We start from the raw sequence: 14227 nt of genomic DNA, 5'->3' as shown, positions 1-14227 counted from the left end.
GAACGCTTTTAATTTTTCACTCTGAACTTATGATCTAGCACTTTTAAAGCAGAAGGTAAGAAAGTATAAAACATAAACCTTTCCTTCATTTCTAATTACATAGTTTTATTCCGCGCCCTAACTTGTAAAGCCTACACACACACTCCGGCAACGGAATGCAGGTTCAAATCCTGTCGCTCCCTTTGATGGGAGCGTAGCCAAATTGGTATAGGCAATTGTGAAAACTGCTTTGCTAACTTGTGCGGAATTTCAATTATTTGAATTGTATTTATCTATAACCTGTACTCAATACGGAGGTGAGTTCAATGATGTTAGCTAACTCATGTTTAATGACAACTCAATTAGAAAAACTGCATTTAAACAACGTGAGATATGAGCGAACATCGTTTGAGCGAGATTGTAATTGAGCGTCCTCGCGGTGGGAGGAGAATTAGCCTCAAAAAGGTGACTGGCTTTAAGAAGCAATTATACAAAATCACCCAGGATGCAATTCAGGATGGATTGTTGAATCCCTATTTGATTAAACCAACAAATAAATCTAAGTATCTTTCAGACCATCTCGGCCCTCTGCGTCGGTTTTTGCGATCGCAAGTCGGACAGCCTTGGAATGAGGTTTACAGCCAATTGTGTCAACGATTAGATCCCAGCACAATGGCAGGACAGCATGTTATCGATCATGTATGGGACTACGTTGAACGGTATGTGGAAATAATTGATGGTGGTTTCTATAGCAAACCTTATCAAGGGTATGGAAATCAGCTAGATACAAGCTATCGCGATCGCTTCTATATCCATCCTGAAACCGGAATTCTTTGTGCAGTCGAGAAAATACCTCGAAAGCAGAAGCAAAAGCAGGAACAAACGGATATTCTCATCATTGATAATTATCATCAATACCAAAAGCTAAACGAGATTTGGTATTTAATTACCTTTGAAGATATTCCGCCAGTACACACTCATTATGTGATGGATGCTGTCAAGGGTAAAATTAATTATTCTGCTGCAACTTATAGAGGTCAAACAATTTACGCTGTTAGGAAACAGCAGTGTAACAAGAAAGAAATTCGATTTATTTTAAATCAACTTTCTAAAACCTAAAATTTTCACTTCGTGCCCTAACTGAAAAAGCTTACATACTAGCCGAATGGTAAGGCACTTGAATGAAGATCAAGCAACTATGGGTTCAAATCCCGTGTGTGAATCAACAGCTTTTTCGACTTGCACGAGGTGATCTTATTTCATTTCAATATGGAGGTGATATCATGTCCGCTTGATTACTTACTAAACCCCAAGAACCCCACTCCGCCAAAGCTGCGCTTTGTCTCCCCTCCCGAAGAGCGGGGAGGGGCTGGGGGTGGGGTGCAATGACTCTGGGAATCATAACTAATTATGCGGACATGATATGAGAACGATGAAGAAGATTAATGATTTCAACATCGAGCCTGAAGATTTCGACGATTTCTGCTTTTGAACCCTTGAGCAAACGTCGTCGTGGCTTCCCATCTGAAAAAGCTGTTAAACGTGGCTATCGCCTTGTTCATGGCGACAAGGAACTACAGGAAAAGCTTGGTAACAATGACCTTTATCTTTGTGGTTCTGGTCGCTGCTTTCAAGAAGTGCTGTCGCAATCGCGGCAGATATGATGGCAGCTTACGCAGCTACTACTTTTAGGGAGTAGTACTAACGATTTCGATACGTTACATCAAATTTCGGGGTTGCATATTTGCGGGATGATTTTACTATTTTTGTGGGATGGGCAACAGTCCCTTGTATTTCTAGGCGGGCAGGATGCCCACCCCACAAGAATCATCCCTTAATTCAGCAACGCCCAAATTTCTAATTGGCAGTTGTTGCCGCGCCCCGATCGCAGAAGCTTACATAATTTTGCAAAAGTTATACACAATGCTTCTACAACTTGCGCGGTGACTTTATCACCTCGCGTGCAACATCTGCCTCCTCATCCATCACAACTAGAGGAGGTTCATAATGAATACCGCAGAACGTGACCTGCGTTTGGAAATGCTCAACAGTTTGCTCACAACTCCTCACCGCAAGCTTGAGCAAGTCGCAGAAATTCATCAGTTGATTGTTGAACTCGATCCCATCTTCTACGGACACCTGGCAGTTTGGTATCAGCGTCATGGTGATGTCCGCGACCACAAGGAGGTGTTTGTTGCTCACTTGTTAACTAGCAATCTGACTGAACACCGAGATGCTGGATTTATGATGCTGCAAGAGTTTCCACCCTATCAGGTGGCTCGTGTGGTGGACTTTATGAAGCAGCAGCAGAATAAACTGCCTCGTTCGGCTCGGACTGCGGTACGACGTTACTTGAAGACACGGGAGAGCAATCCGGCTCTGTTCGATCGCGCCGCTTTGCGGGGTCGTAAAGCAATGAAGCACTTATATGCTTCACTGCACATTAAGCCAAATGAGCGGGCAAATGCGATTCTATTCCGCGATACTCCTCCAGAGGGTTCCTTGGCAAATGTGCTGAAGCAGCTTGCTAAGGCAGAAAGTGCCGCAGAACAGGCACGGCTGATTGTGGAGTTCAACATTCCCTACACGATCGCAATTGGTGCAATCAAGCAACTTACACCAGTTGTCTTGGTGGCGTTAATCAACAGCATGACTCCTCAAGAAGCGATCAACAACCTCAAGTCTCTCCAGACTAGAGGCGCAATGGATCACCCACAAGTCAAGAAGCTGATTGATTCCAAGCTGGAAGCAGCGTCTAAGAGTACGCGTGTCTCAGCATTTAAAGCACAGATTGCCGCAGACGCAGGAGATTTTGACGCAGACACCGTTGCCCAACTGGAAAAGGTGACAAACGAACAGGTAAAGCGGCGTGGTGCGATCGCTCGTCCAACTGCTTTACTAGTGGACAAGTCTGGTTCAATGGAAAATGCGATCGCGATCGGTAAACAACTCGCTGCCCTAATTTCTGGTATCACTAAGGCAGAATTGTTTGTCTACGCCTTTGACACCATTCCTTACGCTATTACAGCAAAGGGCAAGGAGTTGACCGATTGGGAGCGGGCCTTCCAACACATCAATGCTGGTGGTGGTACTAGCATCGGCTGTGCATTGGAAACAATGCGGAAGAAGAAGCAGGTAGTTGACCAGATTATCATAGTGACGGATGAGGGCGAAAATGCGGCTCCTTACTTCGGTGAAGTCTACAAGAATTACTGCCGGGAGTTGGCGATAATGCCCAACGTGGTGATTGTCCGTGTGGGTGGTCATTACGACTGGGTGGAGAGTCAATTGAAGCAGCAGCAAGCACCTGTAGATACGTTTACTTTTGCGGGTGACTACTACAGTTTGCCGAACATCGTCCCACTGCTAACGCGCCCCTCTCGCCTGGATTTGCTGATGGAGATTTTGGATATGCCGTTGCCTGTGCGAGATGATAAATAAGTTCTAAAATTATAACAATGCTTATTATTATAAATAGTAAGCATTGATTTTTTGTAAACTTTAACCGCTTGTATTTTCCTCAAGCCAAGCAACTAAATCAGATATATTTTAAAAATCCAAAAACTCTTCTCCTAAACCTTCTAATTGCTCAGTAGTTAATACCTGGAGACGTTCAATTATTAATGAATCTATCTTACCAAAGCGTCTATTGAAAAGGCGTAAAGTATATTTCAATGCTTCCTTCTGCTCTCCCCTTTGTTCTCCCTTCTGCAAAATATCTTGATAAATTACTGACTCTTGCATAAGATCCTCCTGCAATAATTGACGAATAAAATCTTTTTCAAACTTTAACCCGGCTAAAATCTCGGTGTAAGCAGCAGTATTTTCCCGGATTTCTCACCACACCTCTTAAAGCCTTCGCTTGTGCAGGGGAGAAGTAATGAGTAAGAAGTAAGAAGTAAGAAGTTTTTACTTATTACTCATTACTCATGAGTCATGACTCATGACTCATTACTCATTACTCATTACTCATTACTCATTACTCATTACTTCTCCTCTGCTCCATCAAATCGCTCTACAGCAAAATCTCTCTTTTCATCTCTTCTAATTTTATGTAGTATATTGTATTATATTAATATCCTGCGTGCCCCAACTTTTGGAGCCTACATACTAGTACGAGAGGAACGGTACACTGCCAAATGCAGTGGGCGTGTGTGAACGGGGAGTGCGAAGAACCTGGGAGGTTGGCTTAAAAGTAGCCATCCTTGAAAGAGTGTGTAACAACTCACCAGCGGAGTCCCTCTAGTAACTGAGAACACGCAATGCTCCAGCAACTTGCACGCAGAATTATATTAATTCGTAATTAAAAAAGTGATATTTCATCACGGTTTCTAGGGTTGCATTGGTAGCCTTATTTTTGAAAATTGGTATTAGTTATGGCTAACATATTTAACCTAATCAACCAAATTGCGATCGCAGAAGCACAGTTATATACCACCCAATTCCTTGCACCCTGTGTCAAAGGTGGACGAGTTCGCACAAGGGTAGCCGGGATGGTTTACACCTTCACGCCAAAGCCTAGTAAATTTGAAGGTTGGGGCATCTTTCAGGCTGTAGATGAAAAAACAGCAAAGGTTGTAGAAGAAGCAGACTTACCCCAAATTGCAGAATACCTGCAACACTTTCCCCAAATACGGCTGCGGTTAGCACACCAACTGCAAAAACAAACTTGGTTAGCATACCCAGTGAATGAAGCAGATGTGCGTCAACGGTTGAAGGTGGTTAAGCCGATCGCAGTCCACTTAGTTACTGAGGGTATCGCTTTTGAGCAAATCATTGCCCGATGGAATGGACAGTCTTGCTGGTTCGAGGAAATAGATCGCCGAACCGATCCGGTAATTGTTGAAACTCTGCAATCTGCCGTCAAGCAACTCATTCCTGCGGAAGAATTACAGTTTAAAGGCATTACTCCAGAAATCCTCACAGTGTATGAATTAGCAACTCGGCGCATTGAGGGATTTACTCAACCCCAACAGGATGAAAAGCGATTGAGAAAGGCATTGCAAATGGGTGGCGGTACTTTAACTCAATTCCATGATCGCAACGATTACTGGACAGTCGATTGGACAACTGCTGATGGAGTTCGCCATAGTAGTGCGATCGCTAAAAATGACTTGACTGTTGTCAGTTCTGGTATTTGTCTGAGTGGACGCGATCGCGATTTTGATTTGCAATCCTTAGTAGGTGTAATGGAACACCAAGAGTATTAATTACGAATTACGAATTATTATGAGTATCTTTTTTCACGAACAGCTTTACCGCACTAATGCTGTGATGGCAAAGCTGAAAAACTATCCTGTAACCATTTGTGGAGCTGGAGCATTAGGAGCTAACATAGCTGAAAACTTAGCTCGGTCTGGTTTTGATAAACTTACAGTGATAGATCGCGATCGCATTGAGGAGCGTAACCTTTCAACTCAGCCTTACTACCGTTCCGATGTGGGAGCGTTTAAGGCGAAGATTTTGGCGAACAATTTATATAGAGCAATTGGGACTAAAGTTGATGCCAAAACAAAGGAGTTGACACCAGCAAATACAACTCAATTACTCCAAGACAGCCAGCTAATTGTCGATGTTTTTGATAACAGCTTGGCACGTCAAGCAGTGAAAGATTATGCTGAAAAATTAAGCATACCTTGTCTTCATGCTGGACTATCGGCTGATTATGCAGAAGTGATTTGGAATGACGTTTATCGCGTTCCTTCCGAGGTGAATGATGATGTCTGTGATTATCCGCTTGCGCGAAACCTGGTGATATTAACCGTTGCTGTGGCGTGTGAAGCGATCGTTTCATTCATTGCCACAGCAGAACAGCGTAACTTCAGTATCACCCAGAAGGATCTGACTGTTAAATCTTTATTTTTGTAGAAGGTACTTGTCCCGCCGCCGCGATCGTGGCTCAAAATGGAAAATGTTTAAGCTTAGCGATCGCCATCTCCCAATTACTGATACAAATCACTTCCCCTGCTCCCCTGCTCCCCTGCTCCTCTGCTCCTTTACTCCCTACTCCTCTATATTCAGCAATTTCGCCATCGCCAACCGTTGCAGTTTCCCGGTAGCACCACGAGGTAGTTGATCTAAAATGTGAATTTGCTTGGGAACTTTGAAGTCTGCCAGCATAGTTGCACAGTGAGCTAAAAGTTCTTTTTCGCTAACTTCTGCTTTCAGAACCACAGCTGCGTGGATATCTTCTCCTAAAGATTTGTGGGGGACGGCAAAGGCTAAGGCTTCGGCGACGGCAGGATGGCGCAGTAAGACATCATCCACTTCTAAAGGAGAAATTTTTTCCCCACCCCGGTTAATCAATTCTTTAATCCGTCCAGTCAAGCGGAGATAGCCGTCTGCATCCACTGCACCCTGATCTCCGGTGCGGAACCAACCGTTCACAAAAGCAGTAGCGTTAGCTTCTGGGTTGTTTTCGTAGCCATCTATAACATTGGGTGCTTTTATCACCACCTCGCCCAAGCTTCCCTGAGATAATAGGTTGCCTTCGGAGTCCATAATGCCCACTTCCACACCGAAGCCATAACCTACAGTACCTGGTTTCCTGACTTTTGGCGGTAGGGGATTGGTGGTCATTAAGTGAGATGCTTCAGTCATGCTGTAAGATTCCACCACAGGAGCATTCAGAGTTGCCTCTAGCTGTTCAATGATAATCGGCGCCAAAGAAGCGCTACTAGAGCGAATAAAACGAAAGCGGTTAGCTTTGACAATTTCTGGGTTGCGGCTAGCACGCGCCAAAATTGTCTGGTGCATGGTTGGCGCTGCGGAGTACCAAGTGGGTTTGTAGGTATCTACCAATTTCCAAAACTCCAAGGCATTAAAACCATTGGGACAAACTAATGTACCACCCGAAGCCAGAGTTGCCAGCAAACACCCCACCAATCCGTGAACATGGAATAGGGGCATTAGGCAAAGTGTAGTATCAGCTGCTGTGAGTGAGTAAGCACTAATCAGATTGCCGGCTGAAGCGATTAAGTTGCGATGACGAATCGGCACACGCTTGGGACGACTGGTAGTGCCGCTAGTGTGGAGAATCATCGCTATATCATCAGCGTTGGGGGCTACGGGATTCGCAGATTCTGCTGGTTTTGAGCCTGTTTTGACTAATTCAAAGCTTAATGTACCGTCAGTATTTACCTGGGCATTAATCACCATCATGTCGGGTGTGACGCTAGCAATGGCTGCTTCTGACCCCTCAGACAACGTAATCACTGCTTTTGCTTGGGTATCTTGATAGTAAAAGGCAAATTCTTCTTGTTTGTATTTGGGATTTAAGGGTGCAGCAGTGCCACATAAGGCAGCAGCCAAAAAGGTAATCGCCATTGGTGAACCGTTAGTCATGGCAATGGCAATGCGTTCTCCCCGTTTCAATCCAAAGCTGTTGAGTTGAGATACCAGTCCAATAACATTCTCGCGTAATTGCTTATAGGTTAGCGATCGCCCTTCAGACGTAACTAGGGCTGGATGATTGTCTTCCCCTACTAAAAGCTCAAATAAATTCATTAGTTTTTCTGATCTGTAAATACATGATTTAGCTTAAACAAAAAATTATTACTTAGCTTTTAGTTATGAGAGAGTGCTAGAATGCTGTTATTAACAACAATATTTTCAACAGCCTTATAATAATCCCTATGACAAAATTTTGTTATGGAGATCATCCTGTAAAATCATAAAAGTGTACATTGAATAAATTTATGGATCTGCGCTCAAGCAGATAGAGTTATTAGCATTAATTCTCAAAATGCTCTTGGAGTAGTCCTTTGGATATAACTAGAAGAAATTTGTTCAATAGCTTATATAAATAGCCGTGTACTCAATTTCCAAAACATATTAATAGTAATTATGAATTCCATAAAAATTACTATGTTGGGCGAAAGCTTAGAGCGCCAAGGTGGAATAGTTTCTGTGGAGAAGCTCATTCTTGAAGAAACTACCTCTGATATTCAAATTAAACACATTACGACTTTACCGAATGGTTCTACTTTCCATAAAGTGTTAGTGTTTTTGCAGGCAATAGGTAAGTTATTTTGGAACTTATTAAACCAAAGAACTGACCTAATTCACATTCATGTTTCAGATAGAGGTAGTGCTTTTCGTCATTCAATTACTACTCTTGTTGGTTGGTTATTTAAGAAACCAGTAATTATTCATACTCATAGTGCTGATTTTCATTTGTTTTACTCTAAACTACCTCAATTGCTTAAGCAGTGGCTAAGTTGGTCTTTTTGTAAATGCACCCGTTTCATTGTTTTATCAGATAGCTGGAAAAATTTTTACATTGAGAATCTTGGTTTGAAGGCAGAGCAAGTTATTGTTCTCCCTAACCCAGTAAAAATTCCTGCACAAATTCCACAGCGAATAGATTCCAAACAGATATTTTTCTTATTTTTAGGGCGCATTGGTGAGCGCAAAGGTGCTTTTGATTTAATTAAAGCATTTGCTTCTATGCCTGTTGCTCAACAAAGCCAAGCCAAGTTAGTGATAGCAGGGGATGGAGATGTAGAACAAGCTCGTAGTTTGATCCCAACTCTAAATCTTACTGACTACATCACTATTCTTGATTGGGTAGATCAAGAAAAACGCGACGAGCTTTTAACTAAAGCTGATGTCTTTGTGTTACCTTCCTACAACGAAGGTCTGCCTATGGCACTACTAGAAGCAATGAGTTGGGGTTTGGCAGTTATCACTACCGCAGTAGGAGGAATACCCGAAATAGTTACTCAAAACCAGAATGGTTTATTAGTTAATCCGGGGAATATTCAACAATTGTCAGAGGCAATGCAATCCTTAATTGCAGACGAAAATCTGAGAATATCTTTGGGAAATAACGCACGAGTCAGAGTTAAAGACTTGGACATAAATAATTATCTTACGTCTTTAACATGCATTTATACAGCAGTTATCAATTGAGAATCATCTTGATGAAAATAGTTTGAATTGACTTCCACTATGTATTAAATACCAAACTTCAAAACGACGTAATGAATTCTGTATAAGGATAATAGGCGTTAAAAAGGTATGGATTTAATATTAGGGAAAATCAAGGGAGCGATAGAAGTATTATTCTTTTGTTGTTCGGATTATTCTAAACTTGGTATACTGGCTCATAAGTGAGGGAGGTGCAGAAATGAAAACTTTTCCGGAAGTGAAATTATTTGATACAAGATTCCATAAAGTTAAAGTACAAGAATTAGTTGATTATTTAATAGAAGCAGCAAAAAGCCAAAAAAAGACAGTTGTAGGACATGTGAATATCAGAGCAATGAATTTCGCTTATGAAAAGTCTTGGTATCGAGATTTTTTGAATAAGGCTGATTTAGTATTTTGTGACGGATTTGGTGTAATGGTAGGAGCTAGATTTAACGGTTATTCAATGCAATCTGCACATCGAATGACAGCACCAGATTACATCGAAGATTTAGCATTAAAGTGCGCTCAAGAAAACCTTTCTTTATTTTTGTTAGCTGGAAAACCTGGCGTAGTGGATAAGGCAATTACTAAGTTAGGATCAATTGCACCTAATTTACGCGTACATGGACATCATGGTTATTTTGATAAATCAGGAAAAGAGAATGATTTGGTAATAGAAAAAATTAATAAATTCCAACCAGATATTTTATATATTGGTTTTGGTATGCCATTACAAGAACGCTGGATTTTAGATAACTTCAATAAAATTGAAACTACTGTATTTTTACCTTTGGGTGCTTGTCTAGATTTTTATACTGACTCTATATATCGCGGCCCGCGTTGGCTGACTGATAATGGTCTGGAGTGGTTAACACGCTTAATTACTGAACCCACTCGTCTAGCAGACCGTTATCTTGTAGGCATTCCATTATTTTTTTATCGTGTAGTTAAACAGCGAATCACTCAAGGAATGATAACAAATCGCTAAATAAATTTTTCTAAATTTCGCGTTTGTTATGACCATGACTGGTGAAAAGTGGCCAATTGTTTCCCCTACCTCTGCGGCCAAGACTAGAATTAGAATTGACGTGACATTCTCCTAGTAGCCAAAGTGCCAGACTCTCTGCCATTAAGCGATCGCTATCTTGCCTTAATCGATGAAATTGTCGAAACCACCCTCAAGGGCAAAATTAGCTCTGTAGAACAGGTGTATCAAATGCTGCTTAAAGGAATTACTTCCGGGACAGGGGAAGTGTTTGAGCTAGCTTTGAGCGATCGCCTGAATTCCCTCCAAAGTCAAGTAGATAGCGAAAAAGACGAACTCAAGAAAGCCAAAGCGACTCGCTCTTTGAGAGCCATTAAGACCATTCAAAGCCAATGGCAACGCTGGCAAGAGCAAAATAAAGCCACAGAAGCGATCGCCTTTGCAGCTACAGAAATCACCACAGCACCTGCTGCCGAGCGTCTAGCGGCATTTATCCGGGTTACTGACCCAAATCAGAAGTATCCGCTAAATTTACAACAGTTACAGCAGTTATCAAAGGCATTGCAGCAATTTGCTCAGGCAGATGCTGATTTACAACAATTTTCCGAAGGGATTACCCGTGGTTTAGCTTCTTGGCAGCGATTGCAAGACAACTTACTCAGTTGGATGTACGAGCAAAAGGAATCTTTGGGATTTGGCGGCGTACCGGGAGAAAGTGGCCCTTGGGCAAGTTGGGCTAAACAACTCAATAGTGAATTACCCAAAACACTACTTCGCACCTTAGCTAGGGAAGAATCCGCAATTGAGTTTGCCGAACGACAACGAGGCATCACCCTTAGAGATTGGGTGGAAATGGCATTGATTTTACAGTTCTTGCAACGGGGACTAATTAACTGGTTTGACCAACAAGCTTACGATGTGAAAGCGGGGCCAAAGTTGTCCATTTCCACTTTTTTGACCTTTGCAGTGATTTGGAGTCAGTTAGCAAGTGGTTTTAGGAGCATTGGGACAATATACAGCGATGCCTGTTCTCAAATCATGCTCCAGATTTTACGAACCTTTGCCCAGCGTCCGTATTTTCCCTTTTACGGCGGGATTTTTGCCTCTTTTACTGGTACTTATTTACGAGATGCCCTAGATTATCTGGATGAACCACTGCGAAGAGGTGAGGGAACGCAAGAAAAGGCAAGGATTTTGACCCTTTTGGGCTATTCTCAGCGGGCTTTGGGACAATACCAGCGGTCAATTGATTTTCATCAGCAAGCGCTAGATATAGCCAGAAATGCAGGCGATCGCACCTGTGAAATTGCCAATCTCAATCACCTCAGCCGTACCTACGTGCAACAGCAAAATTATGCTGAGGCAATTAACTACAGTCAACGAGCATTAATACTGAGTCGGCAAGCAGGCGATCGCACCGGAGAAGCAAACGCGCTAGTGAATTTAGGTTACAGCGAAGTCATGCAAGCTCAGGAATTGGAAAACCTAGAACCAGAAACCTATGAAGCCGCAATTAATTATTTGGAACAAGGTTTAAAATTATCAGAAAAATTAGGCGATCTTCAAAGTAAAGCCTTATGTGTCAGCAGCTTAGGAATTGCCTATCTAGTAATTGGAGAACACCAAACGGCAATTAAGTATCTGGAAGATGGCTTTAAAACAGCGCAAGTTTCCGGTGATTTGTATCTCCAAGGACGGAACTTAGCTTATTTAGCAGAAGCTTATTATCATCTGCAAAATTCCGAAAAAACTGTTTACACAGGCTGCTTGGGAATGTATCTTTTGGAGCAAATTGCTTCTAATGAGTGGCGTCAAGCAGCAGGGTTACTGACAATTTTACAAGGACAAATCGGGGCAGAAGCTTTCCAAAAGTTCTTACAGCAACATCGCCCGAAAATTATTGCGGTTATTGGTGTGGATGGGTACGATCACATTCCGCAATTGTTAGAAGAATATCAGGGAGATATGTGAGAAGGCAGGAGGCAGGGGGCAGGAGGTAAACCCCATACAAAAAATATATTTTCTTCGTCCCGCTTCTTGTCCTCTACCTATCTTTGGTAAAAACCGTGCGATGCTCCACAGCTTAACAAATCCCAACAGTCTCTATACGAGTAAAGAAATAACACTCTCTTTAAGTATATTTTGTAGCAAAACTCTATATTTAACTTGCTTATTTAAATGAATTGTGGTGGCACGATAAGTCTGCCTTAGCTGCTTTCGCGAAATTTCATGAAGCTTGAGTCTTTTGAGCAGGAACAATATCTTCTGTCGCTAGTTTCAAGGTTCTAGGGATCTGAATTCCCTGCACTATAACCCTAGTCACCATGAACAAAGACATCGCCAACCACAAAAGATGGACACTCTGTAACTTCCAAGCCAGGGCTGCTGTGGGAATAAACCCTAACCCAGTTGCAATAAAAGCCGCATTTCGGAGTATTAATGCTTCTGCCAAACCAAAGAAATAAGCCTCAATTGAGACGACGAAGGCATACAGCGCCAGTACGCCCATTAGCCAGGGAATATAGCGATCAATCTGGGTGGTTATTTCCGTATGATTTGTGAGTAGCCCAAATACCGTCTGAGGAAACAGGATGCAGGTAAGGGACATGGTAACTGCAAACATCAGAGTCACGCCTACAGAAACGCCAAGCAGTGGAACCATCTGCTTGCGATCGTTTGTGCCATGAAAGTTGCCTGTCAAGGTTTCTGTTGCATAAGACAAGCCATTGAGTATTTGAATTCCTAGCGTCAGGAACTCAAGCAGTAAGACATTTTCTGCAAAGGCGATTCTTCCCATCCCAGCAAACAGATTGGTAAAGGCCCAAAAGGTAAACCCAACTGCCAGTGTCCGCACAAAAAGCTCCCGACTCAGGGCAAAAGTCTCATTCCAAGCAGATTTGTCCCAAAGTTGAGGCGCGACGGCACGGATCTCTTGCCACTGGATTTCACTCTTGGCCCAAATTAGTCCAAGCACCATCATAAGAAATTGGCTCAAAGCTTGTGCCAAGCCTGCTCCCATGCTGTCCCAACCCGCTCGCAGAATCATCTGGTAACTTAAGAAGATGTTAAGGATGTTACCAAAAGCCGATAAGGCTAACACTTTCCCGCTCTGTTCGCGCCCCATCAACCAGCCAAACAGCACCATATTCACCAAAACCGCAGGTACACCCCAAATCCGCATGTTGAAGTAGTCCACTCCAGCCGCTTTCACCTCTGGAGCATTGTTCAAGACAATAAACCCCAACTCTCGCAGTGGGTATTGTAGGAGCAAAACAGCAAATCCTAAGCAGAGGGCAATTAAAACATTCCGTAAGCCTAGCAGTAGTACTTCCTCGCGATCGTTCCTTCCAGTCGCCTGGGCAGTTGTGCCAGTCACAGAGAGACGCAAAAAATTGAATGTTCGATAGAAGTAATTAAACAGAACTGTCCCCAGTGCAACGCCAGCTAAATGACGAATGTCTTGCAAGTGTCCTAAAAAGGAAACACTAACCATTCCAGACAACGGCACCATTAAATTGGAGAGCATATTTGCGATCGCTAATCTGAAATAGCGAGGAATCCATCGGTCTTGCAAGTCATTATTTCCTAACATTTAGAATTAGTTAGCTGATGCGATTGGATATTTAGCTAATTCGTAGTTCGTTATTTTCGGCGCAACACCACACCAAATTGTCAAATTGGTGATTTTGAATTAGTTGTAATTGAAGAAGAATCCAGAATCCAGCATTCTGAAGTCAGAATCAATTAGCGGGGGTCTTAAACTCACTTATTTATCCACCAGTTGTGCATTATTCATACTGAATTCTGACTCCTGAGTTCTGAATTCTGTTTGATAAATCTCCTACTATTTTAATCACGAATTACGTTAGCGAGGTAGGAACGTTATTACAAATTACGAATTATTTTAACCCCTGTCAAACCCGTTCTTCTATTTGCGTATAGTCATAATATCCAAAAATTGCTTCTGGGTGACGATAATGTTTAAACTCTATCAAGTTATAGAAAGGATCTTCTAAAAAAAAGGTATCATGCTCTATAAAAGAATCAGCAAAACGGAGTTCGGGTTTTTGTCTAAAAGTGAGCTTTTGTCGCTCTGCCCTTGAAAGTACTTCTTCCCAATCACTTTTTAAGCTAAAGACAATTCCGCAATGCCTGGGGTATATCGGTTGAGGTACAAGGATTTCTTTAGTCAAGAAAGCCACAAATTGATGTCCGTGGAGATTAAGAATTAAAAGTTGACGATTTTCTCGACCAGGAATACAACCCAAAGCATCAACATAGTAGGTTTTTGCCAGAGCAAGGTCTGTCACAGGAAAGGTAAGATGAAATAAAGTTTTGTTCATTGCTAAA

Annotated in this window: 11 protein-coding genes, 1 tRNA gene and 1 pseudogene; 9 read left to right on the top strand and 4 right to left on the bottom strand. The window is 42.3% G+C overall.

From position 1 onward, the window contains the following. Window positions 1–372: 372 nt before the first annotated feature. From RMX69_RS05355 to RMX69_RS05340, 4 genes are all read left to right on the top strand, one after another. A complete protein-coding gene (locus RMX69_RS05355) occupies window positions 373–1098 on the top strand; it encodes a hypothetical protein (protein ID WP_322636731.1) in 726 nt (241 codons plus the stop codon). A 32-nt stretch (window positions 1099–1130) separates the two neighbouring features. Further along, window positions 1131–1199, top strand: a tRNA-Phe gene (locus tag RMX69_RS05350). 225 nt (window positions 1200–1424) lie between these two features. Beyond that, window positions 1425–1643 carry a hypothetical protein gene (locus RMX69_RS05345; RefSeq protein WP_289797804.1) on the top strand — a complete coding sequence of 73 codons (219 nt, stop codon included), beginning with the start codon at window positions 1425–1427 and terminating at the stop codon, window positions 1641–1643. Window positions 1644–1986: 343 nt separating this feature from the next. Further along, window positions 1987–3420, top strand: a complete 1434-nt coding sequence (locus RMX69_RS05340) for a vWA domain-containing protein (RefSeq protein WP_322636730.1) — start codon at window positions 1987–1989, stop codon at window positions 3418–3420. Between the two features lie 108 nt (window positions 3421–3528). Here RMX69_RS05340 and RMX69_RS05335 read toward each other — a convergent pair. Further along, window positions 3529–3816: pseudogene (locus RMX69_RS05335) on the bottom strand (DUF4351 domain-containing protein); the annotation flags it as partial. A 539-nt stretch (window positions 3817–4355) separates the two neighbouring features. On the opposite strand from RMX69_RS05335, the gene RMX69_RS05330 reads away from it, so the two are divergent. Further along, window positions 4356–5189 (top strand): hypothetical protein, encoded by an 834-nt coding sequence (locus tag RMX69_RS05330; protein WP_322636729.1) that lies wholly within the window; start codon window positions 4356–4358, stop codon window positions 5187–5189. Between the two features lie 19 nt (window positions 5190–5208). After that, window positions 5209–5847, top strand: a complete 639-nt coding sequence (locus tag RMX69_RS05325; RefSeq protein WP_322636728.1) for a ThiF family adenylyltransferase — start codon at window positions 5209–5211, stop codon at window positions 5845–5847. 135 nt (window positions 5848–5982) lie between these two features. Here the strand turns inward: RMX69_RS05325 and RMX69_RS05320 are convergent, their stop codons facing one another. Further along, window positions 5983–7485: an acyl--CoA ligase gene (locus tag RMX69_RS05320; RefSeq protein WP_322636727.1), complete on the bottom strand. Its 1503-nt coding sequence runs from the start codon at window positions 7483–7485 to the stop codon at window positions 5983–5985. Window positions 7486–7824: 339 nt separating this feature from the next. Between RMX69_RS05320 and RMX69_RS05315 the strand changes: the two genes are divergently transcribed. From RMX69_RS05315 to RMX69_RS05305, 3 genes are all read left to right on the top strand, one after another. Next, entirely contained in the window at window positions 7825–8892 is a 1068-nt protein-coding gene (locus RMX69_RS05315) for a glycosyltransferase family 4 protein (RefSeq protein WP_289797798.1), read from the top strand. 217 nt (window positions 8893–9109) lie between these two features. Further along, on the top strand, window positions 9110–9880 hold the full coding sequence (locus RMX69_RS05310) for a WecB/TagA/CpsF family glycosyltransferase (RefSeq protein ID WP_289797797.1): 771 nt from the start codon (window positions 9110–9112) through the stop codon (window positions 9878–9880). Window positions 9881–10003: 123 nt separating this feature from the next. Beyond that, a complete protein-coding gene (locus RMX69_RS05305; protein WP_289797796.1) occupies window positions 10004–11848 on the top strand; it encodes a tetratricopeptide repeat protein in 1845 nt (614 codons plus the stop codon). A 256-nt stretch (window positions 11849–12104) separates the two neighbouring features. Here RMX69_RS05305 and gntT read toward each other — a convergent pair whose 3' ends face one another. After that, window positions 12105–13469 carry a guanitoxin biosynthesis MATE family efflux transporter GntT gene (gene gntT / locus RMX69_RS05300; RefSeq protein ID WP_322636726.1) on the bottom strand — a complete coding sequence of 455 codons (1365 nt, stop codon included), beginning with the start codon at window positions 13467–13469 and terminating at the stop codon, window positions 12105–12107. A 322-nt stretch (window positions 13470–13791) separates the two neighbouring features. Beyond that, window positions 13792–14220, bottom strand: a complete 429-nt coding sequence (locus RMX69_RS05295) for a VOC family protein (RefSeq protein ID WP_289797794.1) — start codon at window positions 14218–14220, stop codon at window positions 13792–13794. Window positions 14221–14227 lie beyond the last annotated feature (7 nt).

This window comes from Nostoc sp. EspVER01 (genome assembly GCF_034530635.1).
Lineage (GTDB): Bacteria > Cyanobacteriota > Cyanobacteriia > Cyanobacteriales > Nostocaceae > Nostoc.
Note: the sequence above shows the minus strand (reverse complement) of the source record. Positions and strands in the feature narration are given on the sequence as shown.

Bases quoted from the DNA above. Each gene is read 5' to 3' on its own strand.
- RMX69_RS05355 (WP_322636731.1), top strand. From the start codon at position 373: ATGAGCGAACATCGTTTGAGCGAGATTGTAATTGAGCGTCCTCGCGGT.
- RMX69_RS05345 (WP_289797804.1), top strand. From the start codon at position 1,425: ATGATTTCAACATCGAGCCTGAAGATTTCGACGATTTCTGCTTTTGAA.
- RMX69_RS05340 (WP_322636730.1), top strand. From the start codon at position 1,987: ATGAATACCGCAGAACGTGACCTGCGTTTGGAAATGCTCAACAGTTTG.
- RMX69_RS05330 (WP_322636729.1), top strand. From the start codon at position 4,356: ATGGCTAACATATTTAACCTAATCAACCAAATTGCGATCGCAGAAGCA.
- RMX69_RS05325 (WP_322636728.1), top strand. From the start codon at position 5,209: ATGAGTATCTTTTTTCACGAACAGCTTTACCGCACTAATGCTGTGATG.
- RMX69_RS05320 (WP_322636727.1), bottom strand. From the start codon at position 7,485: ATGAATTTATTTGAGCTTTTAGTAGGGGAAGACAATCATCCAGCCCTA.
- RMX69_RS05315 (WP_289797798.1), top strand. From the start codon at position 7,825: ATGAATTCCATAAAAATTACTATGTTGGGCGAAAGCTTAGAGCGCCAA.
- RMX69_RS05310 (WP_289797797.1), top strand. From the start codon at position 9,110: ATGAAAACTTTTCCGGAAGTGAAATTATTTGATACAAGATTCCATAAA.
- gntT (WP_322636726.1), bottom strand. From the start codon at position 13,469: ATGTTAGGAAATAATGACTTGCAAGACCGATGGATTCCTCGCTATTTC.
- RMX69_RS05295 (WP_289797794.1), bottom strand. From the start codon at position 14,220: ATGAACAAAACTTTATTTCATCTTACCTTTCCTGTGACAGACCTTGCT.